The sequence below is a fragment of the Microbulbifer variabilis genome (assembly GCF_056232115.1).
In genome coordinates this window covers 2,123,373-2,145,722 of record NZ_CP174325.1, presented here as the reverse complement: position 1 = coordinate 2,145,722, position 22,350 = coordinate 2,123,373, and the positions used below count along the sequence as shown (strand labels likewise).

The 22,350-nt window shown below is 50.5% G+C and carries 31 protein-coding genes; 7 read left to right on the top strand and 24 right to left on the bottom strand.

Annotated elements, in window-relative coordinates; all coding sequences use genetic code 11:
* Positions 1–19: 19 nt before the first annotated feature.
* Complete coding sequence (locus tag ACJJI7_RS09405) at positions 20–1,201, bottom strand: MFS transporter (protein WP_444902275.1); 1,182 nt, start codon at positions 1,199–1,201, stop codon at positions 20–22.
* Positions 1,202–1,291: 90 nt separating this feature from the next.
* Positions 1,292–2,698: a mannose-1-phosphate guanylyltransferase/mannose-6-phosphate isomerase gene (locus tag ACJJI7_RS09400; protein ID WP_353056942.1), complete on the bottom strand. Its 1,407-nt coding sequence runs from the start codon at positions 2,696–2,698 to the stop codon at positions 1,292–1,294.
* A 159-nt stretch (positions 2,699–2,857) separates the two neighbouring features.
* Here ACJJI7_RS09400 and uvrA point away from each other — a divergent pair, with 159 nt between their 5' ends.
* From uvrA to ACJJI7_RS09365, 7 genes are all read left to right on the top strand, one after another.
* Positions 2,858–5,683 carry an excinuclease ABC subunit UvrA gene (uvrA, locus tag ACJJI7_RS09395; RefSeq protein ID WP_353377125.1) on the top strand — a complete coding sequence of 942 codons (2,826 nt, stop codon included), beginning with the start codon at positions 2,858–2,860 and terminating at the stop codon, positions 5,681–5,683.
* A 127-nt stretch (positions 5,684–5,810) separates the two neighbouring features.
* Entirely contained in the window at positions 5,811–6,095 is a 285-nt protein-coding gene (locus ACJJI7_RS09390; protein ID WP_444902276.1) for a hypothetical protein, read from the top strand.
* 141 nt (positions 6,096–6,236) lie between these two features.
* Positions 6,237–6,845 carry a hypothetical protein gene (locus ACJJI7_RS09385; RefSeq protein ID WP_444902277.1) on the top strand — a complete coding sequence of 203 codons (609 nt, stop codon included), beginning with the start codon at positions 6,237–6,239 and terminating at the stop codon, positions 6,843–6,845.
* Positions 6,846–6,902: 57 nt separating this feature from the next.
* Complete coding sequence (gene pxpA / locus ACJJI7_RS09380) at positions 6,903–7,652, top strand: 5-oxoprolinase subunit PxpA (RefSeq protein WP_020411415.1); 750 nt, start codon at positions 6,903–6,905, stop codon at positions 7,650–7,652.
* Positions 7,649–8,413 carry a 5-oxoprolinase subunit PxpB gene (pxpB, locus tag ACJJI7_RS09375; RefSeq protein WP_282951740.1) on the top strand — a complete coding sequence of 255 codons (765 nt, stop codon included), beginning with the start codon at positions 7,649–7,651 and terminating at the stop codon, positions 8,411–8,413. Before pxpA ends, pxpB begins: the two co-directional genes overlap by 4 nt.
* Positions 8,410–9,387 carry a 5-oxoprolinase subunit C family protein gene (locus tag ACJJI7_RS09370; RefSeq protein ID WP_444902278.1) on the top strand — a complete coding sequence of 326 codons (978 nt, stop codon included), beginning with the start codon at positions 8,410–8,412 and terminating at the stop codon, positions 9,385–9,387. Before pxpB ends, ACJJI7_RS09370 begins: the two co-directional genes overlap by 4 nt.
* Positions 9,388–9,794: 407 nt before the next feature.
* Positions 9,795–11,249 carry a pectin acetylesterase-family hydrolase gene (locus ACJJI7_RS09365; protein WP_020411412.1) on the top strand — a complete coding sequence of 485 codons (1,455 nt, stop codon included), beginning with the start codon at positions 9,795–9,797 and terminating at the stop codon, positions 11,247–11,249.
* Positions 11,250–11,306: 57 nt separating this feature from the next.
* Here the strand turns inward: ACJJI7_RS09365 and ACJJI7_RS09360 are convergent, their stop codons facing one another.
* The 22 genes from ACJJI7_RS09360 to rplP all read right to left on the bottom strand — a co-directional run bounded on the left by ACJJI7_RS09360 (position 11,307) and on the right by rplP (position 22,347).
* On the bottom strand, positions 11,307–11,942 hold the full coding sequence (locus ACJJI7_RS09360; RefSeq protein ID WP_020411411.1) for a hypothetical protein: 636 nt from the start codon (positions 11,940–11,942) through the stop codon (positions 11,307–11,309).
* 165 nt (positions 11,943–12,107) lie between these two features.
* The gene (locus ACJJI7_RS09355) at positions 12,108–12,362 is read right to left on the bottom strand and encodes a YeaC family protein (protein ID WP_020411410.1); all 255 of its coding nucleotides are present in this window, start codon (positions 12,360–12,362) and stop codon (positions 12,108–12,110) included.
* 74 nt (positions 12,363–12,436) lie between these two features.
* A complete protein-coding gene (gene rplQ, locus ACJJI7_RS09350) occupies positions 12,437–12,823 on the bottom strand; it encodes a 50S ribosomal protein L17 (protein ID WP_020411409.1) in 387 nt (128 codons plus the stop codon).
* A 123-nt stretch (positions 12,824–12,946) separates the two neighbouring features.
* A complete protein-coding gene (locus tag ACJJI7_RS09345) occupies positions 12,947–13,951 on the bottom strand; it encodes a DNA-directed RNA polymerase subunit alpha (protein ID WP_026304886.1) in 1,005 nt (334 codons plus the stop codon).
* 44 nt (positions 13,952–13,995) lie between these two features.
* Entirely contained in the window at positions 13,996–14,616 is a 621-nt protein-coding gene (gene rpsD / locus ACJJI7_RS09340; RefSeq protein WP_020411407.1) for a 30S ribosomal protein S4, read from the bottom strand.
* 15 nt (positions 14,617–14,631) lie between these two features.
* Positions 14,632–15,021 (bottom strand): 30S ribosomal protein S11, encoded by a 390-nt coding sequence (rpsK, locus tag ACJJI7_RS09335; RefSeq protein WP_020411406.1) that lies wholly within the window; start codon positions 15,019–15,021, stop codon positions 14,632–14,634.
* A gap of 87 nt (positions 15,022–15,108) precedes the next feature.
* Positions 15,109–15,465, bottom strand: a complete 357-nt coding sequence (rpsM, locus tag ACJJI7_RS09330) for a 30S ribosomal protein S13 (RefSeq protein ID WP_020411405.1) — start codon at positions 15,463–15,465, stop codon at positions 15,109–15,111.
* Positions 15,466–15,806: 341 nt separating this feature from the next.
* Entirely contained in the window at positions 15,807–15,923 is a 117-nt protein-coding gene (rpmJ, locus tag ACJJI7_RS09325) for a 50S ribosomal protein L36 (protein WP_010133825.1), read from the bottom strand.
* Between the two features lie 41 nt (positions 15,924–15,964).
* On the bottom strand, positions 15,965–17,311 hold the full coding sequence (gene secY, locus ACJJI7_RS09320) for a preprotein translocase subunit SecY (protein ID WP_020411404.1): 1,347 nt from the start codon (positions 17,309–17,311) through the stop codon (positions 15,965–15,967).
* An 11-nt stretch (positions 17,312–17,322) separates the two neighbouring features.
* Positions 17,323–17,757 (bottom strand): 50S ribosomal protein L15, encoded by a 435-nt coding sequence (gene rplO, locus ACJJI7_RS09315; protein ID WP_020411403.1) that lies wholly within the window; start codon positions 17,755–17,757, stop codon positions 17,323–17,325.
* Between the two features lies 1 nt (position 17,758).
* Entirely contained in the window at positions 17,759–17,944 is a 186-nt protein-coding gene (gene rpmD, locus ACJJI7_RS09310) for a 50S ribosomal protein L30 (RefSeq protein WP_020411402.1), read from the bottom strand.
* 38 nt (positions 17,945–17,982) lie between these two features.
* A complete protein-coding gene (gene rpsE / locus ACJJI7_RS09305; protein ID WP_020411401.1) occupies positions 17,983–18,489 on the bottom strand; it encodes a 30S ribosomal protein S5 in 507 nt (168 codons plus the stop codon).
* Positions 18,490–18,499: 10 nt separating this feature from the next.
* Entirely contained in the window at positions 18,500–18,850 is a 351-nt protein-coding gene (gene rplR / locus ACJJI7_RS09300) for a 50S ribosomal protein L18 (RefSeq protein WP_020411400.1), read from the bottom strand.
* Positions 18,851–18,863: 13 nt separating this feature from the next.
* On the bottom strand, positions 18,864–19,397 hold the full coding sequence (rplF, locus tag ACJJI7_RS09295) for a 50S ribosomal protein L6 (RefSeq protein ID WP_020411399.1): 534 nt from the start codon (positions 19,395–19,397) through the stop codon (positions 18,864–18,866).
* Between the two features lie 13 nt (positions 19,398–19,410).
* Positions 19,411–19,803, bottom strand: coding sequence for a 30S ribosomal protein S8 (rpsH, locus tag ACJJI7_RS09290; protein ID WP_020411398.1), 393 nt, complete (start codon positions 19,801–19,803; stop codon positions 19,411–19,413).
* A gap of 40 nt (positions 19,804–19,843) precedes the next feature.
* A complete protein-coding gene (gene rpsN, locus ACJJI7_RS09285) occupies positions 19,844–20,149 on the bottom strand; it encodes a 30S ribosomal protein S14 (protein ID WP_020411397.1) in 306 nt (101 codons plus the stop codon).
* Between the two features lie 9 nt (positions 20,150–20,158).
* Positions 20,159–20,698: a 50S ribosomal protein L5 gene (gene rplE, locus ACJJI7_RS09280; protein ID WP_020411396.1), complete on the bottom strand. Its 540-nt coding sequence runs from the start codon at positions 20,696–20,698 to the stop codon at positions 20,159–20,161.
* Positions 20,699–20,729: 31 nt separating this feature from the next.
* Positions 20,730–21,041 carry a 50S ribosomal protein L24 gene (gene rplX, locus ACJJI7_RS09275; protein WP_020411395.1) on the bottom strand — a complete coding sequence of 104 codons (312 nt, stop codon included), beginning with the start codon at positions 21,039–21,041 and terminating at the stop codon, positions 20,730–20,732.
* 20 nt (positions 21,042–21,061) lie between these two features.
* Positions 21,062–21,430, bottom strand: a complete 369-nt coding sequence (gene rplN / locus ACJJI7_RS09270) for a 50S ribosomal protein L14 (protein WP_020411394.1) — start codon at positions 21,428–21,430, stop codon at positions 21,062–21,064.
* Positions 21,431–21,476: 46 nt separating this feature from the next.
* A complete protein-coding gene (gene rpsQ, locus ACJJI7_RS09265) occupies positions 21,477–21,740 on the bottom strand; it encodes a 30S ribosomal protein S17 (protein WP_020411393.1) in 264 nt (87 codons plus the stop codon).
* Between the two features lie 2 nt (positions 21,741–21,742).
* Positions 21,743–21,934, bottom strand: coding sequence for a 50S ribosomal protein L29 (gene rpmC, locus ACJJI7_RS09260; protein WP_020411392.1), 192 nt, complete (start codon positions 21,932–21,934; stop codon positions 21,743–21,745).
* Complete coding sequence (gene rplP, locus ACJJI7_RS09255) at positions 21,934–22,347, bottom strand: 50S ribosomal protein L16 (protein ID WP_020411391.1); 414 nt, start codon at positions 22,345–22,347, stop codon at positions 21,934–21,936. Before rplP ends, rpmC begins: the two co-directional genes overlap by 1 nt.
* Positions 22,348–22,350 lie beyond the last annotated feature (3 nt).

The following is a 22,350-nucleotide window of genomic DNA, read 5'->3' as shown; positions in this document are numbered from 1 at the left end:
ATACAACAGACACTACCAGTTAGTAAGCACTACCCTCTCGAGCTTTTGCCTCCCGCTCCCGCAACAACCACCAAAGCAGAATCCAAACAGACAGAACGGAAAAACCGAGCCATGCTACGGCACTGGCACCCCCAAGGCCAAAAAGGTATCCCCCCAGACTACCGCCTACAAAAGTGCCGAAAAACTGCAGTGTGGCATAGAGCCCTGAAGCTGCGCCACGGGCATTCTCAGGTGCTTTGCGAGTCAGCTGGGCTGGCAACAGAGCTTCAAGCAGGTTAAAACCAGTAAAGAAAATACCTAGCAGTAGCACAACAGCTACGGGGCCATTTATAGGCAGCAATGCCGCGCTCCCCCCCACCAGGGCAACACAGGCAAAATTCAAAGCGAGCCCCACTCTATCGCTGCGCTCTGCCGCCCGCATCAGAGGCAGCATCAGGATAAAAGTACCCAGCATCAGCGGGCCATATAGTTTCCAATGCTCTCCCGCCGGCCAGCCAAGCCTGTCGACCAACACCAATGGAAGGGCGACAAACATAGCTGTTAATAAGAGATGAGAAAAAAACGCTCCTGAAACCAATCTCCAGGTAAGGCCACTAACCAAAACCTTACGAAAACCACCGCTGAAAACCGCTGGGCGCCTTGCCACCTGGGGAGTGGGCACCACTCGCCAGACCAGCAACATCCCCAGAATTGCCAGCCCTGCTGTCACCCAGAAGATAACCGGGAGTCCCCCTGCTCCCGCGAGAGCAGGGCCCAATATTACCGCCAGCATAAATGCCACCCCTATAGAGGCCCCTATGATAGCCATGGCAATGCCTCGCTTCTCATCCCGGGTGAGATCAGCAACCAGCGCCATCACTGCTGCGGCAATCGCTCCACATCCCTGTAGAATCCTACCCACAATCAGGCCATAAACAGAGTCTGTCTGCGCGGCAATAACACTGCCTAAGGCAAAAACTGCGAGGCCAGTATAAATAACCGGCTTACGTCCCCAGCGGTCGGACAGAAGGCCCAAAGGAATCTGTAACAGTGCCTGGCTCAGCCCATAGGCACCCATCGCCAATCCCAATAGCATCGGTGTGCTATCGCGATAACCCTCACCGTAAATTGTGAGAACCGGCAATACCATAAACAGGCCGAGCATGCGAAAGACATAAAGGGAAGCCAGCCCGCCCAGGGCCCGGCGCTCAGTGGAATTCATGCAGTTCCCGGAACAGCGTTAAATTGGGCGCGCATTGTACAGCGAGCAGCCGCCAGGCTGTAGTGGAAGGCGTACAACTTTCGGGCTTTTCTAACCGCGACCATAGTCATCATCAAAGCGGACTATATCGTCTTCTCCAAGATAACTGCCGGATTGGACTTCAATTAATTCCAGGGGAATGGTTCCAGGGTTTTCCAATCTGTGCACCACCCCCAAGGGGATATAAGTGGACTGATTTTCTGTGATCAACAGCTCTTCTTCACCACGAGTTACCTTGGCGGTACCCCGCACTACGATCCAATGCTCGGCGCGGTGGTGGTGCATCTGCAAGGACAACTGCTGTCCCGGCTTAACTACAATACGCTTGACCTGGAAGCGCGGTCCGGCATCAATAGAGTCGTAATAGCCCCAGGGACGATAGACTTTGCGATGGCGCTGGGCCTCGCTGCGGCCAGAGCGCTTGAGACTGTTAACCAGCTTCTTAACCTCCTGAACCCGCTGTTTTTCAGCGATCAGCAAAGCATCATCAGTGTCTACAACTATCAGATCCTTCACTCCCAACAGGCTTACCAAACGGCTCTCTGATCGCACCAGGCAACCCTCACTCTCTTCCAGCAGGATATCTCCATGTAGCAGATTGTCATCGGTATCCCGTTCTGCCAGTTCCCAGAGTCCGAGCCAAGAACCTACGTCGCTCCAGCCCGCATCCATTGGCACCACCGCGGCAGATTCAGTGAGCTCCATCACCGCATAATCCACGGACTCATCAGCACAGGCAGCAAAAGCGACTTTATTCACACGTGTAAAGTCTAAATCCCTAACAGCACCTTTATAGGCTTCTCGGCAGGCGGTGAGTATATCTCCACGGTGCTGCCCCAGCTCTTCCAGGTAACGGGAAGCGCGAAATAAGAACATGCCACTGTTCCAGCAATGCTCACCTCCTGTCAGATAAGACTCAGCCGCCTGGGAGTCAGGCTTCTCGACAAATTCCGCCACTTTCCAGGCCTTTGCTGTCAAGAGCTCTCCACGGCGAATATAGCCATATCCCGTTTCAGCACGTGTTGGCACAATTCCAAATGTTACCAGGTGCCCTTGCTCCGCCAAGGCACTTGCCGATTGCACAGCCTCTTGGAAAGTCGTGACATCAGCCACAGCATGATCCGCCGGCAATACTAATAGCAACGGGTCATCACCACCCTCCAGAGCCGCTAAAGCCGCAAGAGCGATAGCCGGCGCCGTATTGCGCGCACAGGGCTCCAGCAGGATAGACTGAGTTCCATGGCCGATCTCCTGTAATTGCTCTGCAGCTGCAAAGCGGTGCTCCTCATTGCACACCAAAATGGGGGCCTGCAGCTGCTGTATTCCCTCCAAGCGCCGCACCGTAGCCTGCAACATGGTCTCGCTACCAATTAAAGGTAAAAATTGCTTTGGGTAGGCTTCACGGGAGAGCGGCCACAGACGAGAACCTGTGCCGCCACAGAGAATTACGGGAATCATCAATTCAATCTGCTTGGCTGTTGGATATTTGCGGCAGACGATTTTGGCACATCGGGTAGCGAGTTTATACTTGGCTGTTTTTCCGGCACCGCAGTTGTGATCGCCCTGAGCGTAACAAGTTCGAAGTCCGGCCCAGTATTATCAGTAGATAGGTAGAGCGTGGACACGATTTATGTAAGGGGTGCGCGCACCCACAACCTGAAGAATATCGATCTCGACATTCCCCGCGACAAGCTGATCGTGATAACCGGACTGTCTGGTTCCGGTAAATCCTCCCTGGCATTTGATACTCTCTACGCAGAGGGCCAGCGCCGTTATGTTGAGTCTCTCTCCACTTATGCGCGTCAGTTCCTATCGATGATGGAAAAGCCCGACGTGGATACCGTAGAGGGCCTGTCTCCTGCCATCTCCATTGAGCAGAAGTCCACCTCCCACAATCCGCGCTCTACAGTGGGTACCATCACTGAAATTTACGACTATCTAAGGCTATTATTTGCCCGGGTAGGTGAGCCTCGCTGCCCGGAGCACAATGAGCCACTCCAGGCCCAAACTGTTAGCCAGATGGTGGACCAGGTATTAGCCCTGCCAGAGGGCAGCAAGATCATGTTATTGGCACCTGTGGTTCGCGATCGCAAAGGCGAGCATCAACATGTGTTCGAGCAGCTGCGTCGAGACGGATTTGTACGTGCACGTATCGATGGGCTTATCTGCGACCTGGACGATACCCCCAAGCTGGATAAGCGCCGCAAGCACACCATTGAGGTGGTGGTAGATCGCTTTAAGGTACGTGAAGACCTGCAATTGCGCCTGGCTGAATCCTTCGAGACCGCTTTAAATCTCACTGATGGTATCGCTTCCATCAGCTTTATGGACGGTGACCAGGAAGACCGCCTCTTTTCAGCCCGCCATGCCTGTCCAGTATGTGACTACTCACTGGATGAGCTGGAGCCACGCCTGTTCTCCTTTAACAATCCTGCCGGTGCTTGTCCCAGCTGTGACGGCCTGGGAGTCAAGCAGTTCTTCGATGAAGACAAGGTGATTCTCGACCAGGAAAGCAGTATTTCCGAGGGCGCCATTCGCGGCTGGGACCGACGCAATATCTATTACTACCATATGCTCGACTCCCTCGCCGAACATTACGGATTCGACCTCGACAAACCCTGGAAAAAGCTTCGTAAAACCCATCGCAGAATTATCCTGCAGGGTAGTGGCGATGAGGAAATCGATTTCAGCTATGTCAATGATCGCGGTGATGTCACCGTGCGCCAGCATACCTTCGAGGGGATTATCCCCAACTTCCAGCGCCGCTATAGGGATACAGAATCCCAGTCTGTACGCGAAGAGCTGGCTAAATACTTGAGCACACAAAAGTGCCCTGAGTGTCACGGCACCCGTTTGCGCCGTGAGGCTCGACATGTATTTGTGGATAACCGTACACTGGCACAGATTACCGAGTTACCCGTTGGCGACGCCTTTGATTATTTCGACCACGAACTGACCTTCAAAGGCGCACAGAAAGAGATCGCCGATAAGATTCTTAAAGAGCTGCGAGACCGCTTTCGCTTCCTTGTAGATGTAGGTCTGAACTACCTGACTCTGAACCGCAGTGCAGAAACCCTATCCGGCGGTGAGGCACAACGGATCCGCCTCGCCAGTCAGATCGGTGCCGGCCTTGTCGGCGTAATGTATATCCTCGACGAGCCCTCCATCGGTCTACACCAGAGGGATAATGAGCGCTTACTGAATACACTTACCCACCTCCGTGATATTGGTAATACCGTAATCGTTGTTGAGCACGACGAAGACGCCATTCGCAGTGCCGATTTTATTGTCGATATCGGCCCCGGTGCCGGCGTTCATGGTGGCGAAGTGGTCGCGGCTGGCACCGCTGATAAGATTGCCAGGTGCAAGAAATCCCTAACCGGCCAATACCTGTCAGGTAAAAAGAAAATTGCCGTACCAGAAGAGCGTTACATCCCTGCCCCCGATTATGTTCTGCGACTCGAAGGAGCCAGCGGTAACAACTTGCAGAATGTTGACTTAGAGATTCCCGTTGGGCTATTTACCTGTATCACGGGTGTTTCAGGCTCCGGCAAGTCCACGTTAATTAACACCACCTTGTATCCGCTTGCTGCCACTGCCCTCAACAAGGCCACCACCCTAAAGGCCTCCCCTTACAAGGCTGTCCATGGGCTGGAAAACTTCGACAAGTGCGTGGATATAGACCAAAGCCCCATCGGGCGTACCCCAAGGTCCAATCCGGCTACCTACACCGGCATCTTCACTCCAATTCGCGATCTGTTTGCCGGCACCCAAGAAGCTCGTTCACGCGGCTATAAGCCTGGACGTTTCAGCTTTAATGTTAAGGGCGGGCGCTGCGAGGCCTGTCAGGGTGACGGCGTGATCAAGGTGGAAATGCACTTCTTACCAGATATCTATGTACCCTGTGATACCTGCCATGGTAAACGCTATAACCGTGAAACCTTGGAAGTACACTACAAAGGCAAGAATATCCACGAAGTGCTGGAGATGACAGTAGAAGATGCTCGGGAGTTTTTTGATCCCGTGCCGGTAATCGCCAAAAAATTACAAACCCTAATGGATGTAGGCCTCTCCTATATCAAGCTCGGCCAGGCAGCCACCACGCTCTCCGGCGGTGAAGCCCAGCGAGTGAAACTATCCCGCGAACTCTCCAAGCGAGATACAGGGCAAACCTTATATATCCTCGACGAGCCCACAACCGGCCTACACTTTGCCGATATCCAACTGTTATTGGATGTTCTGCACCGCCTGCGCGACCATGGTAATACGATAGTTGTAATAGAACACAATTTAGACGTTATCAAAACTGCAGACTGGATCGTAGACCTGGGCCCCGAGGGCGGTTCAGGCGGTGGGCAGATCATCGCTGCTGGGACACCTGAGGAAGTTGCTGAAATAAAAGTTTCCCATACCGGACGTTTTCTGAAACCGATGCTTAGTTAGTTAAGTGAGATAGGGTGCCAGTCTAAAAACCGGCATCCTGAAATCCATTGAATACCATTATGGTGGCAATAGCTATCCTAATTACTTTGAGCTTCTACAGGCCTGCTGCAAAGAAGAATTCAGGATAGTGCGACAGAAAATTAGAGAGGCTAAATCTAATTCCTCCTATTCTCTCTCCAAGAATGGATCCATATGGTCTGGAGAGAGAAGGGAATTTATAATTCCAGCACAGGACAAATACACGCTTCTTGCAGTCTCTCGTGGAGAGGAAACCGCTGAGCTATGGGAAAAACTCAACAAAGAAAGATGGAACATTACTGTGTCTTCCTATTTTTGCTCTCCACTTGAAAATTGTTATCAATCAAATTCTCAAAAAATGTCTGCAGAGGTAGATCATTGCCCAACAGATTAACACCTATACACGCCATTATTTGCTGTAAAGTAAAAAACCACCAAAACAGCTAACATATTTATTAGCAAATGGCGCCGATTTTCCACTATAGAAAACAAATAGAGCGCACTCCAGTTCTGACTGACTTGTAGGCACATAATTATGAAATATCTTAATAAGGAAAGGCTCAACTTAATAATTGCACTATGCGCCATCTTTATTTCTATAGCCTCTTTTTACGCCACTTATCTTCAAGCTAAAGCAGCTAATAAACAGGTCAGAGTAATGACGATGCCAGTCGTTAAATTTGACCAAGGCAACTTTGACGGATCAACTCAAAAAGCAACTATAATTTTCGCATTGCATAATGCCGGCGCAGGGCCTGCCATCCTAAAGAACCTAGAGTTCACATACCAAAATAAAACCTACCCTGACTTAGATACTTTTCTAGACGGCTGCTGCGCCAAGGAAAAAAATAAATTATATGAAGCTATAAGTGAACTTAAAAAAGAAGGTGATAGTATTCTTGCCAACCAGAGCGGTTTGAACACGGTGATATTGGAACAAGCCATCATTCCTGCTCAGGCATCTATAAAATTCTTAACGTTGCAAAGAACAGTTGCAAGTGACCCGCTCTGGGAAAAGCTCGACATGCTTCGAAACCATATTGAAGTTGAAGCATGCTTTTGCTCACCCTTGGGTGATTGTTACGAATCAAAGGGAGTTCAAATTTCCTCTGAAGTAAAACATTGCCCCCATAATAAAAAATAAAAAAACAGCACCTATTTGTTTAAGCGGCGCCAATTAAGACTTCAAGAGGCAAGCATTGTGCATATTGATATCAACTGCGATCTAGGTGAAGGTGTTGATCTAGCCAGCTGTGAAAAGGATGCTCAACTTATGCCCTTTATCTCCCGCTGTAATATCGCCTGTGGCGCGCACGCGGGAAGCCTAGAGATAATGCGCCTCTCCGTTATCAATGCAAGAAAACACCAGTTACAAGTTGGCGCACACCCCAGCTACCCTGATAGGGAAAATTTTGGGCGCAAATCAATAAAAATTTCCATCAATCAGTTGCTCGACTCTTTATACGAGCAACTTGAACTATTGCAAGGCCTTACTCAGGAAGTAGGAGCGCATCTCGATCATATTAAACTGCACGGAGCTCTATATAACGATGCAGAAGCAGATATAGTGCTAGCACGAAAAATTACCTCCTTACTCAATGAAGAATATCCCTCTCTGAAAATTATCGGCTTAGCCAATGGCGCAATGGAAGTTATAGCCAAGGAGAAAGGCCGCATATTTTATCGGGAGGGCTTTATGGATCGGCAATATTTAACTCCAGATAAACTGGCGCCTCGCTCCCTGCCAGGTTCCGTACTGAGTAACGTAGATTTATGCCTTGAGCGGGCTGTTGCGCTAGCTAAGGGAAAGAAATTTGCAAGTTATCATGGCACACCCCTTAAATTTTCTGTCGATACAATATGTTTACATGGGGACAACCCCCAGGCGGTTAATATTGCACAGAGGCTGATCAACCATCTACACCATCATGGGCTGAGTATCGGCTCGTGATATCTACCCAAGAAAAGCCGCGTTTCCTAAAACTCGAGTTTGACATCATTGCAAATGGGGATTGCGCGCTGGATATTCGCTTTTCAGCTGAACCCAGTGAACTCCTTAGTCGATATATAATTGGATTGCGACAGTACATTCTCAAGCAGGACGACCTAAAAGTTATCGATCTGATTCCCGCTTACCAGTGCCTGACTATTACTTTTGATCCACTTTTATATCTTGACGAATCGCTTTCACGGGAAGTGAAAACTCTGACCAAAAAATTCTTAAAGGCCACGAACTCCCACTTCCTGGAAAGAGAACCCTGCGTAATCCGCATTCCAGTATGCTATGAAAATTCTTTTGCCCCAGACATGCTTACTGTGAGCGAATACACAGGCCTAACACCTGAAGAAATTATTGAGCTACATAGCACTTCCGTTTATTTAGTGCATATGCTGGGTTTTTCTCCCGGTTTTTTATATTTGGGTGGACTGGACCCCAAGCTACATTGCCCGCGAAAAGAAGCGCCGCGCTTACACATTCCCGCAGGTGCCGTTGGTATCGGTGGCGGCCAGACTGGGATCTACCCACAGGCCACACCAGGTGGTTGGCAAATTATTGGGCAAACGCCTATCAAACTCTTCCAGCCTTACAGTACATCCCCCTTTATTGCCCAGCCCTTGGATACCATCGAATTCTACTCTATCAGTGAGTCAGAATTTAATGACATAGCACCGCAAGTACAGTGTAAATACTCTAAGGAAAGCTATCCATGAGCATGCACTTTATACGGGCAGGGTTACAAACTAGCATCCAGGACTATGGCCGTCCCGGCCTAATGCACTATGGCATTCCCATTGGGGGGGCCGCAGATCCTCTCTCTATGAAACTCGCAAACATGTTACTGGGCAACCCATTAAATAACCCTGTGCTGGAAATTACCTTGACCGGTCCCCTTATTGAGTTCACTTGTGATGTCTCAATAGCCATTACCGGAGCGCAATTCAAAACATCTTTAAATAACAGGGCCATTGAGTATTACAAGGTTATCCAGGTAAAACGTGGAGATATTCTGAATTTTTCTAAACTTATCAGCGGTATGCGTGCTTATATAGGTATTTCTGCAAAGATATCGACCCCTATGATTTTAGGCAGTACTGCAACCCATTTAATCAGTGGTTTTGGCGGACATCATGATAGAGCCATTGAAAATGGTGATAGAATTGGCTTCGTAGATACTTGGACAGCTAGGCCTGCAAAACTAAAACGTGAACTTCAACCCAATTATAAATTACGCCCCCTAATAAGGGTGGTACATGGCCCGGAAGCTGGTAGTTTTAGCCAGGAAATCATGGAAAAGTTCAGCGGGACCTCTTTTCAGGTATCCGCTCAGAGTAACCGTATGGGGATACGCCTATCTCCCTCAATTAATCCTAGTCGTGAAGCTCTTACTGAAACTTCAGGGAAAATGATCTCGTCCGGTCTATATCCGGGGAGCATCCAAATTCCCGAGAATGGTGAACCCATCATTTCTTTTATAGAGGGACAAACTATCGGTGGTTATCCCCGGCTGGCCCATGTCATCCGGGCAGACCTCCACAGATTGGGTCAACTAAACGCGTTAGATAAAATTAGTTTTCAGGTAATTACCTTGGAAAACGCGAGAATAATTCTACGCGAAAAGCAGAAAAGTTTGGAAAAACTACAAAGGGAGATTGCTACAGAAACCAGGGATTTACTTACTCTCTGAAAGTATTTTTTCTTATTTAGAATTCCGAACTAAGAGCATAGAGCAAACAATATTCTCACTCCTTACATACCTCTTTATTTTGAAAACCAAAGCTTGTCACTTCTAGCATCACCGGTTTCAATAGAAACACATCTTACCCAAAATCAAAAAATTTCAAACATTAATAAAATATCTTCAATAAATCCGCCTGGACCAAGCAGTCCTTAATGACCAATAAGTTTTTATACGGCTCCTGCTAGACCAGAAGATCAATATTAACTAACCTCTTTGGGTTTTACCGAAGCAGCGATTTGGACGAGTGTTCTAATTGACTTGCAGGAGTAGAGGCCACTACCGACCTCTATACTTAGCGCCCCAATTCGACCTGGTCCAGAGAGAATATATCAACTACCTCAAGGGGATTAATAATGATAAGAATTCTCCGTGGTTTTATTACGGCACTGATTGCCAGCTCATTTCTAATCACCTCCTATGCTCAAGCAGAGCCCGGAGATTACAATTTTTGGACAACTTTAAAACATTTATTTAATCCACCCAGTGCTAATGCTCCTGTAACTACCGAGCAGGCCCAAGGGATGTATCCATTAACAATAGATGATCCCAGCTTTAACGATGACTTCGATCCCAGCGATTTCAACACCTGGCAAAAAATCGACGTTCCTGCCAACACAGGCGCCATGTGCGGCAACGGCTCCCCCTATAAATTCTTCGTATACCGAGTGCCCGATACCAGCAACACCGTTTTCTATTTTGAGGGTGGCGGTGCATGCTGGGATTATGAGAGCTGTTCAGGGCAGGCGGGCATTCGCGGGGCACGTAACCCCAATGGCATTCCTGACGACTATCTCAGCAACATAAATTTATTAGATTTCAGTAATCTAGATAACCTGACGACTGCCGGCGTATCCCCCTTAATCTACACCCACCATCCCTATAACCAATACAAGACTGGTGAATGGAATTTAGTATATGTTCCCTATTGTACCGGTGATATTTATGTTGGCGATAAAACAGAGATTTATGAAGATTCCAGCGGTCAAAATCCAGATTTAATTTGGCACCACAATGGATTACGTAATGTCCAGGCTGTCACTTCGTGGGTAAAAAATAATTTACAGAAGCCTAAACAAATGCTGACTGCTGGATGCAGCGCTGGAAGTGTAGGGGCTCTGTTAAATTATACAAAACTTCGCGAGGATATGGATGTCGACTATGGTTATTTAATTGATGACTCCGGCCCGCTTTATAAAGCACCTTTAGATAGTGATAACAGCACCGAGTACCCATCGTTACCGTTACATAACGAAGTTCTTCACTCCTGGACCACTTACACAACTGACGGGGACCCAAATGAAGAGAACCCAATTAATGCGATAAAATCCTTTACTCCTGGGTTTGATAGCAATCAGCTGGCTTCGATATACAGTGCATTATCAAATAAATTTCCCACAGATCGCCTTGGTATCACGCACTTCCTGGCTGACGGTAATTTTTCTTCATACTCCTATGAGCGCTTCTACGAAGATATTTACAATGATCCAGATGCCAACTCTCGCTTAAATAAACTGCGCCAACGCTGGCAAAAGGACACCCATGAGAATCTAATCCCTCTCTTGGACCAAACCAGTAATTGGGGCTACTACTTCCCGATGTTCCGTAATCTTAACGAGAGCCATTGCACTACCATTATCGACTTGCACTATGGTGAGATTGCAGAACATGGACTGGAGTTAAAAGATTTTCTCAACAACATTGTGAACCATAACGGTGGGGGTATGATTCGCGCCTACGAAACGGATAAAGTTTCAGACTTTGAAAACAATAGTAATTGGTTTTACGACCTGATCGGCTTGTTCATGTAGGTAAAGCCTGAAAGAAAGCAGTGCTGTTAGTTTATTACTAGCGGCACTGCGATCTAATTAGGAGCCGTAAACAGTTTCCCGTGCTTCTTGCAGGCGTTTACGAAGGTACTCATGTTTGCTCATTCCATCTGGGAAGGAGGTCATTTGCTGCACTTCTTCAACAATAGACCTTTCAAGATCTTTATATGTTGAGAAGCCAGGCACCTCTGTATGGGGATCATAGTGACTAATAACTGATTGGGCCTGCTCACGGTAGATATTAAACAGCTCTTCCGCGCGCTGCTTGAACTCAGCTTCGTTGATACTATTTTTTTCCAGCCAGGCGAGCTTTAAGGACAGCGCCTCGTAACCGGTAACTCGCTTTTCACTTTCCACTTGTTCTATCGTATCCCAGGCCTCCTCACTGGATAGGTTTCCAAGATTTGCAAAATAGTTCTGCAAAGCCTTCTTCGCCTTTTCCTGGTCCAGGTAAGCTTTCACACGGGGGTGGTCCAATAACTCCTCCACTTCCGCATTTTCCAGCTGTGACCACGGTATACGCTCAGCAATATCCTTCGCTAATTCACTATTTTCGGTTAAAGGAGTTATAAATTGCCGAACTTTGGCAACACCGGCCTGCACGTCAATATCGTAGTGATCAATGCCAACAACTGCTAGAGTTACTGCGCCGGCAAGCAATATCAGTTTTTTCATAATCAGTTACCGAGCAAATTGGAAATTTTATATTTCTATGTCGGTAACTATATAAGCAGAGAAAGCTGAAGTGATGAATGGAAAGGGCGTCCCAGATGTAGATATTTGCGCCAATATCTCTAAAGCCTGCTGAAAACAAAAACCATGATCTCAATCTGTGCGATATTAAACCCAGTTCAATGGCTGCTCATCATCCTTTTTGCCCGCACAAGGTTCTTCTGAGGCCTTCGGAGTTACATAGCCTACCTGCTGCTCCTTAGGCAGGTTCCGTGCCTCCCAGTTGGCTACAGCCTCTCCACAAAGCCTACGCTGCTCTGGGGTAATAACAACACCATTAGGCCATTTACCCAACTCAATAGCACGCCTCAGGCTCGCTACAATGTGGGGGTTCAAGTTACTCAGTAATTGTTCAAAAGACATACAAACCCTTCTAAACGCATAAAAAAGGCCGGTCTATGACCGGCCTTCCGTAGCACTATGGCTAGTTGGCAAGCTTACGCTTCCGCAGCTTCGTCTTCAACCTGAGGACGATCTACCAGCTCAACATAAGCCATTGGTGCTTTGTCACCAGCGCGGAACCCACACTTCAGGATACGAATATATCCACCAGGACGGGCTTCGTAACGAGGACCCAACTCGTCGAACAACTTGCGCACAGCATCCTTGTCACGGATACGAGCGAAAGCCAGACGGCGGTTGGCAACACTGTCTTTCTTAGCCAGAGTGATCAGCGGCTCGGCAACGCGGCGCAGTTCTTTGGCTTTGGCCAGTGTGGTTTTGATCAGTTCGTGCTCCACCAGAGAGGCGCTCATGTTCTTGAACATGGCCTTGCGGTGAGCGCTCGTGCGGCTGAATTTACGGCCACTATAGCGATGACGCATGACTCAATTCCTTACGACCTAAGTTGCTGTCACAGCAGGTCGTTCTGGAGCGGTGTCGCGCTAAGCTGTGGCACCGCTCGGGTTCTTTCTACTAGTCGCGGCACCGCCGCGACTACCAAATGCTTACAGGGGGCTTAACTTGCTGTCGCCTTTCAGACTGGCCGGCGGCCAGTTTTCCAGGCGCATACCCAGGGATAAACCACGGGAAGCGAGTACGTCCTTGATTTCTGTCAGAGACTTCTTACCAAGGTTCGGCGTCTTCAGCAGCTCAACTTCGGTGCGCTGGATCAGATCACCGATGTAGTAAATGTTTTCTGCTTTCAGACAGTTGGCCGAACGTACGGTCAGCTCCAGGTCGTCTACTGGGCGCAGCAGTACCGGGTCAACTTCGGGCTCTTCAGCTTTCGGTTGCGCATCCTTTTCACCTTCCAGGTCTACAAAAACTGCAAGCTGCTGCTGCAGAATCGTAGCGGCGCGGCGAATTGCCTCTTCCGGGTCCAGGGTACCATTGGTCTCCAGGTCCAGAACCAGCTTGTCCAGGTCAGTGCGCTGCTCTACACGCGCGCTTTCCACACTGTAGGAAACACGACGTACCGGGCTGTATGAAGCATCCAGCTGCAGACGGCCAATCGCACGGCTTTCCTCTTCCTCGTCACGACGAGCGTCCGCTGGCTGATAGCCACGACCGCGCGCTACGGTGAGACGCAGGTTGAGTTCCACATCACCAGTGATATTGGCGATCACGTGCTCAGGATTCACAATCTCGATATCGTGATCTACCTGGATATCTCCAGCAGTCACTGCACCTGGGCCCTTCTTGCTCAGGCTCAATACCGCCTGATCCTTGCCGTGCATAACAACCGCGATTTCTTTCAGGTTGAGCAGGATTTCAATAACATCTTCCTGCACACCCTCAATCGCGCTGTACTCGTGCTCGACACCGTCGATTTCGACTTCGGTGACGGCGCAGCCCGGCATGGAGGACAGCAGGATGCGACGCAGCGCATTGCCAAGAGTGTGGCCAAAGCCACGCTCCAGGGGCTCCAAAATCACCTTGGCGTGATTCGGATTGTACTCGGTGACGTCAATACGACGCGGTGTCAAAAACTCGTTGACAGCAGTCTGCATAGCCATACCTGTTTACAGTTGCATTCCTTAAAGTGGACTAATTGTTACTTGGAGTACAGTTCCACGATAAGGTTTTCGTTGATCTCTGCCGGCAGATCGACACGATCTGGAGTGCGCTTGAAAGTGCCTTCCAGTTTGCTCGCGTTTACGTCTACCCACTCGACATCGCCACGCTGGGCAGCGAGGGAAACGGAATTCTGGATACGCAGCTGCTTCTTAGCTTTTTCACGTACAGCAACTACATCACCTTCCTTAATTTGGTAAGAAGGAATGTTAACAGTTGTGCCGTTTACCAGAATCGCCTTGTGGGAAACCAGCTGACGCGCTTCAGAGCGCGTTGAGCCGAAGCCCATGCGGTAAACCACGTTGTCCAGGCGTTTTTCCAGAAGTTGCAGCAGGTTCTCACCAGTTGCACCTTTCAGGCGCGCCGCTTCCTTATAGTAGTTACGGAACTGCTTTTCCAGTACGCCATAGATACGGCGAACCTTTTGCTTCTCGCGCAGCTGAATACCGTAATCGGACAGACGACCACGGCCAGCACCATGCTGGCCGGGCTTGGATTCTGCGCGACACTTAGAGTCATGCGGACGAACGCCGCTCTTCAGCTGCAGGTCAGTCCCTTCACGACGGGACAGTTTACATTTTGGTCCAATATAACGTGCCATTTTATCAGCCCCCTCTTACACGCGACGTTTCTTGGGCGGACGACAACCGTTATGCGGGATTGGCGTCACGTCGGTGATGTTGGTGATCTTGTAGCCGCAGTTGTTCAGTGCGCGAACAGCGGATTCGCGACCGGGGCCAGGGCCCTTTACTTCTACGTCGAGGTTTTTCAGGCCGTACTCCTGAGCTGCAGTACCTGCGCGCTCAGCGGCAACCTGGGCTGCAAACGGGGTGCTCTTTCTTGAGCCACGGAAGCCGGATCCACCTGCGGTGGCCCAGCTGAGGGTATTACCCTGGCGATCAGTGATCGTCACGATCGTATTGTTAAACGATGCGTGGATGTGGGCAATACCGTCAACAACGGTCTTTTTGACCTTTTTGCGAACAGTAGTTTTTGGCTTAGCCATACCAGTATCCTAAATCCTGTATCAAATCCCCTCGGTTCACTACCGGGAAGGGGCTTGTTAAACCGCGATATCGCGCCTTAATCAGGCTTACTTGCGAATCGGCTTGCGCGGACCCTTACGGGTGCGAGCATTGGTTTTGGTGCGCTGACCACGCAGCGGAAGGCTGCGGCGGTGACGCAAACCGCGGTAGCATCCAAGGTCCATCAAACGTTTGATGTTCATGGATACTTCACGGCGCAGGTCGCCCTCTACAGTGAGTTTTGCAACTTCACCGCGGATGGTTTCGATCTGCTCTTCAGACAGGTCGCGGATTTTGGTGGATTCAGCGATACCAACCGCTGCCAAAATAGACTTTGACTTAGTGAGACCTACCCCGTAAATGTGGGTCAGGGAGATCACGGCGTGCTTGTGGTCTGGTACATTGACACCAGCAATACGTGCCATAGAGGCGTACTCCACGTATTGGAGCCACTGCTATAAATAAGTATGTGGCTCTACTTTGATTTCGGCGCTGACAGCGACTAAAAAACCGGCGGCGCCACCAAAAAGGCGCGCAAGAATAGCTTTTCAGACACTAATTTGCAATAGCCCACGACCGTTTCGGCCTCCCGAAACGGCTGCGGACGACAGTCAACGCCCCCAATTGGAAAAAGGCTTTACCACCTCCTCCCCACCCCAAAAATTTTGAGGTGTTGCCAATCGATACGGGGCTGTAGCGATCAGCGAATTCTTCCAGCTTTTACAGGGGCGCCCAATGGACGCACCCCGAAGGGGCTGGCCCCTTTTTAGCCTTGACGCTGCTTGTGACGTGGCTCAGCGCTGCAGATTACCCGCAGAACGCCTTTGCGACGTACGATTTTGCAGTTACGGCAGATCTTTTTTACAGAAGCGCGTACTTTCATGACCTTACCTCAATTCAATCAAACTGCGAGCAGGTGACGCACTAGCGACGACCGTAGCTTTGCAGGTTCGCTTTTTTCATCAAGCCTTCGTACTGGTGTGACAGCAGATGCGACTGTACCTGCGCCATAAAGTCCATCACTACGACTACAACGATCAGTAGTGAGGTACCCCCCAGATAGAAGGGAACGTTAAACCCAACTACCAGGAACTGCGGCAGCAGGGATACCAGCGCGATATACACGGCACCTACCAGGGTGAGTCGGGTCAACACGCTATCGATATAGCGGGCTGTCTGCTCACCAGGGCGAATACCTGGCACATAAGCACCGGACTTTTTCAGGTTATCTGCTACTTCATTCGGGTTAAACATCAACGCCGTGTAGAAGAAACAGAAGAAACCGATCAGCAGTGCGAACAAAATAATGTTCAGCGGCTGCCCTGGCCCCAGCTGCAATGCCATCCACTGCAGAATCTGAGCACCAACACCTTCCCCGCCCTGACCAAACCACTGCGCCAGCGTAGCCGGGAACAGCAGGATACTACTGGCGAAGATCACCGGAATAACACCGGCCATATTCACCTTCAGGGGCAGGTGGCTCGCCTGCGCAGCCGGTGCGGCAGAATAGCGACCAGCCTGGCGTCGGGCGTGGTTAATTGTGATTCGACGCTGACCGCGCTCCATCACTACCACAAAGAACACCACCGCAAGAGCAATTACGCCGATGATCAGCAGCATAAGAATATGCAGCTCACCCTGCCGTGCCTGTTCAAACGCCTGACCGATGGCACCGGGCAAACCGGCGACGATACCGGCGAAAATCAGCATGGAAATGCCATTGCCAACACCGCGCTCGGTGATCTGCTCACCCAGCCACATCATAAATACGGCACCGGTCACCAGTGACGTTACCGCCACAAAGTAAAAACCAAACGCAGGCTCAGATGAGTAAGCCAGATTCTGTCCAGCAAGCCCGAAAGTCATACCAATACCCTGAATCAGGGCCAGCACTACCGTGAGGTAGCGAGTATATTGGTTGATCTTGCGCCTTCCGGCCTCCCCTTCCTTCTTCAACGCTTCCAGAGAGGGAGTCACCGCGCTCATCAACTGCATGATGATGGACGCGGAGATGTAGGGCATGATGCCCAGCGCCAGAATACTCATCCTTTCCAGGGCGCCGCCAGAGAACATGTTAAACAGGCCAAGGATGGTCCCCTGGTTCTGGTTAAACAGGTTTGACAGCTTTTCCGGATCAATACCGGGCACCGGAATATGCGTCCCCAGTCGATAAACAAGAATCGCTAGAAACAGAAAACGAAGGCGAGCCCAAAGCTCGCCCAATCCCTTGCTGTTGCCCAGGGGATTTCCACCGGATCCTGGTCGTGCCATTGGCGCCTCGATTAGTCTTCTATTTTACCGCCAGCAGCTTCGATAGCCGCCTTTGCACCTTTGGTCACTCCCAGACCCTTTACAGTAACTGCTTTAGTCAGTTCACCTGAGAGGAACACTTTGGCGCGTTTAATATGGCTGCCGATAATATCGGCATTCTTCAGCGCTGCCAAATCGATTACGTCACTTTCTACCTTGGCCAGCTCAGCCAGACGTACTTCCGCGGTGAAGCGAGAAACACGAGCGGTGAAACCGTACTTAGGCAGACGCTTCTGCAAAGGCATCTGACCGCCTTCGAAGCCTGGACGAACACTACCGCCGGAACGTGCTTTTTGACCTTTGTGGCCACGGCCACCGGTCTTACCCAACCCACTACCTATTCCGCGACCAACGCGCTTTGCGCTGTGCTTGTGGCCTTGTGCGGGAGATAAGTCATTCAAACGCATGTTATTCCCCCTCAACCTTAACCAGGTAGTTTACTTTGTTGATCATGCCGCGCACGGAAGGAGTATCTTCCACTTCCACTGTGTGGCCGATGCGGCGCAGGCCCAGACCCGCAACGCACGCCTGATGGCTTTTCAGGCGTCCGTTGATACTTTTGGTCTGGGTGACTTTAATGGTCTTCTTAGCCATGGTCTTAACCCACCAATAACCTTAAATCTGGACTGTGATTAGCCCAGAATCTCTTCGACTGATTTACCGCGCTTGGCAGCAACATCTTCAGGGCTCTGCATTTGCTCCAGAGCTTTGAAGGTTGCGCGCACTACGTTCACCGGATTGGTGGAACCGTAGCACTTGGCCAATACGTTGTGTACACCAGCCATTTCCAGTACGGAGCGCATAGCACCACCGGCAATTACACCGGTACCCTGGGAAGCGGGCTGCATGTAAACCTTGGAACCACCATGGCGACCATTGGTAGCGTACTGGATGGTATCGCCATTCAGTTCTACCTGGACCATGTTGCGGCGCGCAGCTTCCATCGCCTTCTGAATCGCTACAGGCACTTCACGCGCCTTACCGCGACCGAAACCGACACGGCCATTGCCGTCACCAACGACAGTCAGTGCGGTAAAGGCGAAGATACGACCACCTTTAACAGTCTTGGCAACGCGGTTGACCTGGACCAGCTTCTCCTGCAGGCCTTCGTCGTTGCTTTTGTCTTTCTCTCTAGCCATAACTCAACCCTTAGAATTTCAGACCGGCTTCGCGGGCAGCGTCAGCCAGAGCCTTAACACGGCCGTGGTACTTAAAGCCACTGCGATCAAAGGCAACTGCTTCAACGCCGGCGGCTTTTGCACGCTCAGCGATCAGCTTGCCAACCGCGGTAGCAGCGTCGACGTTACCGGTTTTACCAGCGCGCAGGTCCTTGTCCAGGGTAGAGGCGGAAGCCAATACCGTATTGCCTTCGGCAGACAGGATCTGTGCGTAAATGTGACGTGGAGTGCGGTTCACGGTAAGGCGAACGGCGCCCAGCTCACTGATCTTGGCGCGGGCACGACGTGCACGACGCAAGCGAGATGCTTTCTTAACGTTCATATCTATGCCCTATTTACTTCTTCTTGGCCTCTTTGCGATACACGCGCTCATCGGCATAACGGACACCCTTACCTTTGTAGGGCTCCGGCGGACGGAACGCACGGATCTCAGCGGCCACTTGGCCCAGCAGCTGCTTATTGCTGCTCTTCAGTACGATTTCAGTCTGGGAGGGAGTTTCCGCAGTCACACCTTCCGGCAACTGATAATCGATCGGATGGGAGAAGCCCAGGGTCAGGTTAACCGTTTTACCGGCGGCTTTCGCACGATAACCAACACCCAGCAACTGCAGCTTCTTCTCGAAGCCAGCGCTTACGCCTATCACCATGTTATTAACCAGTGCACGGGTAGTACCCGCCAAGGCCCTGGCTTGCTTGGAGCTATTGCGCGCGGCAAAAGTCAGCTGGCTGTCTGCCTGGCTCACTTCTACTTCACCGTGAATAACCATATCCAAGTTACCGCTACCGCCCTTAACAGCGATGTTCTGACCTTTCAGGTCAACGGTAACACCTGCGGGGATAACTACCGGACTATTTGCTACTCGAGACATTATGACCCCCCGCTTAGAATACGGTGCAGAGCACTTCGCCACCGATACCGGCCTGGCGAGCAGCGCGATCGGTCATTACACCTTTAGAGGTGGAAACGATCGCGATACCCAGACCACCACGTACGGTAGGCAGAGTTTTCTTACCAGTGTAAGAGCGCAGACCCGGACGGGAAACGCGGTCCAGTTCAGCGATAACCGGCTTGCCCTGGAAGTATTTCAGAGCGATAGTCAGTTCAGGCTTAGCGCCCTCGCTTACATTCAAGTCAGTAACGTAACCTTCGTCTTTCAGGACTTTGGCTACAGCCACTTTCAATTTTGATGATGGCAGGGTGACTTCCGCCTTTCCGCGCGCCAGGGCATTGCGGATGCGAGTCAGCATATCTGCCAACGGATCTTGCATACTCATCTTATGAGACTCCTCAAATCTGCCTTAAACCAGCTGGTAATTACCAGCTGGACTTCACGAGGCCAGGAACATCACCACGCATCGCAGCTTCACGAAGCTTGTTACGGCACAGGCCGAACTTGCGGTATACAGCGTGGGGGCGACCAGTAATACGACAGCGGCGTTGCTGACGTACCGGGCTTGCATCGCGCGGCATTTTCTGCAGCTTGAGTTGAGCCTCCCACTGCTCCTCTTCGGAAGCAGTGGAACTGGCGATGATCGCCTTCAGCTCTTGACGCTTCTCGGCGTACTTAGCTGCGGTTCGAGCGCGCTTGTTTTCGCGCGCAATCATGGATTTCTTCGCCATGGAATCCTCTTAACCCTTGAAAGGGAAGTTGAACGCTTTCAGCAGCGCGCGACCTTGATCGTCGTTTGCAGCTGTAGTGGTAATACAAATATCCAGACCGCGGAGCTTGTCTACTTTGTCGTAGTCAATTTCCGGGAAGATGATTTGCTCGGTCACGCCCATAGAGAAGTTACCGCGGCCGTCAAACTGCTTCGGGCTAATGCCACGGAAGTCACGGATACGCGGAATCGCGATGTCAACCAAACGCTCCAGGAACTCATACATGCGCTCACCGCGCAGAGTTACCTTGCAGCCGATCGGCCAACCGTCACGAATCTTAAAGCCCGCAATAGATTTGCGCGCTTTAGTAACGATGGGCTTTTGACCAGTAATTGCTGTCATATCATTAACAGCGTGCTCCAGCACCTTCTTATCACCAATCGCTTCACCAACACCCATGTTGATGGTGATCTTGGTGATGCGCGGCACTGCCATCACATTCTCGAGACCAAGCTCTTCTTTTAGCTTGGCCACGAGGTCCTTAGTGTAGAGCTCTTTAAGCTTTGCCATGATCTACCAACCTGCTTTTGCGTCAAGAGCCTTAGATGGCTTCGCCGCTGGATTTGAAGACGCGAATCTTAGTGCCGTCTTCCAGTACTTTAAAGCCCACCCGGTCAGCCTTCTGGGTGTTGGGGTTGAAGATGGCTACGTTGGAAGCTTGGATCGCAGCTTCTTTTTCAACGATGCCGCCAGCAACGCCCAGCTGGGGATTTGGCTTTTGGTGTTTCTTGATCATCTGTATGCCGGAAACAATCAGGCGACCGTCGTTCAGTACTTTACGTACTGAACCACGCTTGCCTTTGTCGCGACCGGCGATAACGATCACTTCATCGTCACGCTTGATCTTGCGCATAACTCTTCTCCGCTCGAGGCTTAGATAACTTCGGGGGCGAGCGAGATGATCTTCATGAACTTCTCACCGCGCAGTTCGCGAGTTACCGGACCAAAAATACGGGTGCCAACCGGCGCCAATTGCTGGTTCAGCAGTACCGCTGCGTTATCGTCAAACTTAATCAGGGATCCGTCGTTACGGCGTACACCTTTTTTGGTGCGAACCACAACAGCGTTCATTACCTGACCTTTCTTTACTTTACCGCGGGGAATGGCTTCCTTAACGGTTACCTTAATAATGTCGCCCACGCCGGCATAACGACGATGGGAGCCGCCCAGCACCTTGATGCACATGACGCGGCGAGCCCCACTGTTGTCAGCTACTTCTAAGTAGGATTCCGCTTGAATCATTGTCTCTCTCCGAAACCTTTCAATTCGGCAGTCAATGCGCTAGGGGTTATACCTTCGCCGCACGCTCTACAATTTTCTGCAAGGCCCAGGATTTGCTCTTGGACAGCGGACGAGATTCCTCGATGGTTACAACATCACCGATGCTGCAATCATTGTTCTCGTCATGAGCCTTAAGCTTTGTGGACTTGCTCACAATTTTGCCGTAGATCGGGTGCTTAACACGGCGCTCGATCAAAACGGTGATGGTTTTATCCATCTTGTCACTCACGACCTTACCGGTCAGAGTACGCTTCAGTTTTGCTTCAGCCATGATTAGTTACCTGCCTTCTCGGTCAACACAGTCTTAATGCGAGCAATGTCGCGACGAGTCTGCTTCAGCAGATGAGTCTGTGCCAGCTGACCGGTGGATTTTTGCATACGAAGCTTAAATTGAGCTTCGAGCTGGTTCAGCAGTTCCTGGTTCAGCTCTTCAACTGACTTTTCGCGTAGATCTGCAGTCTTCATTACATCACCGAACGCTTAACGAAAGTTGTCTTTACAGGCAGCTTGGCCGCAGCAAGTGCGAAAGCCTCACGAGCCAGCTCTTCGGACACGCCCTCCATTTCATAGAGAACTTTGCCCGGCTGGATCTGAGCCACCCAGTATTCAACGCCACCTTTACCTTTACCCATACGAACTTCGAGGGGCTTGTTGGTAATTGGCTTGTCCGGAAACACGCGAATCCAGATTTTACCGCCACGCTTAACGTGACGAGTCATTGCGCGACGAGCTGCTTCGATCTGGCGCGCAGTAATGCGACCGCGACCGATAGCCTTAAGGCCAAACTCGCCAAAGCTCACTTTAGAGCCGCGCTGAGAAAGACCGCGGTTGCGACCCTTCTGTACCTTGCGGAATTTTGTACGCTTTGGTTGCAGCATCTG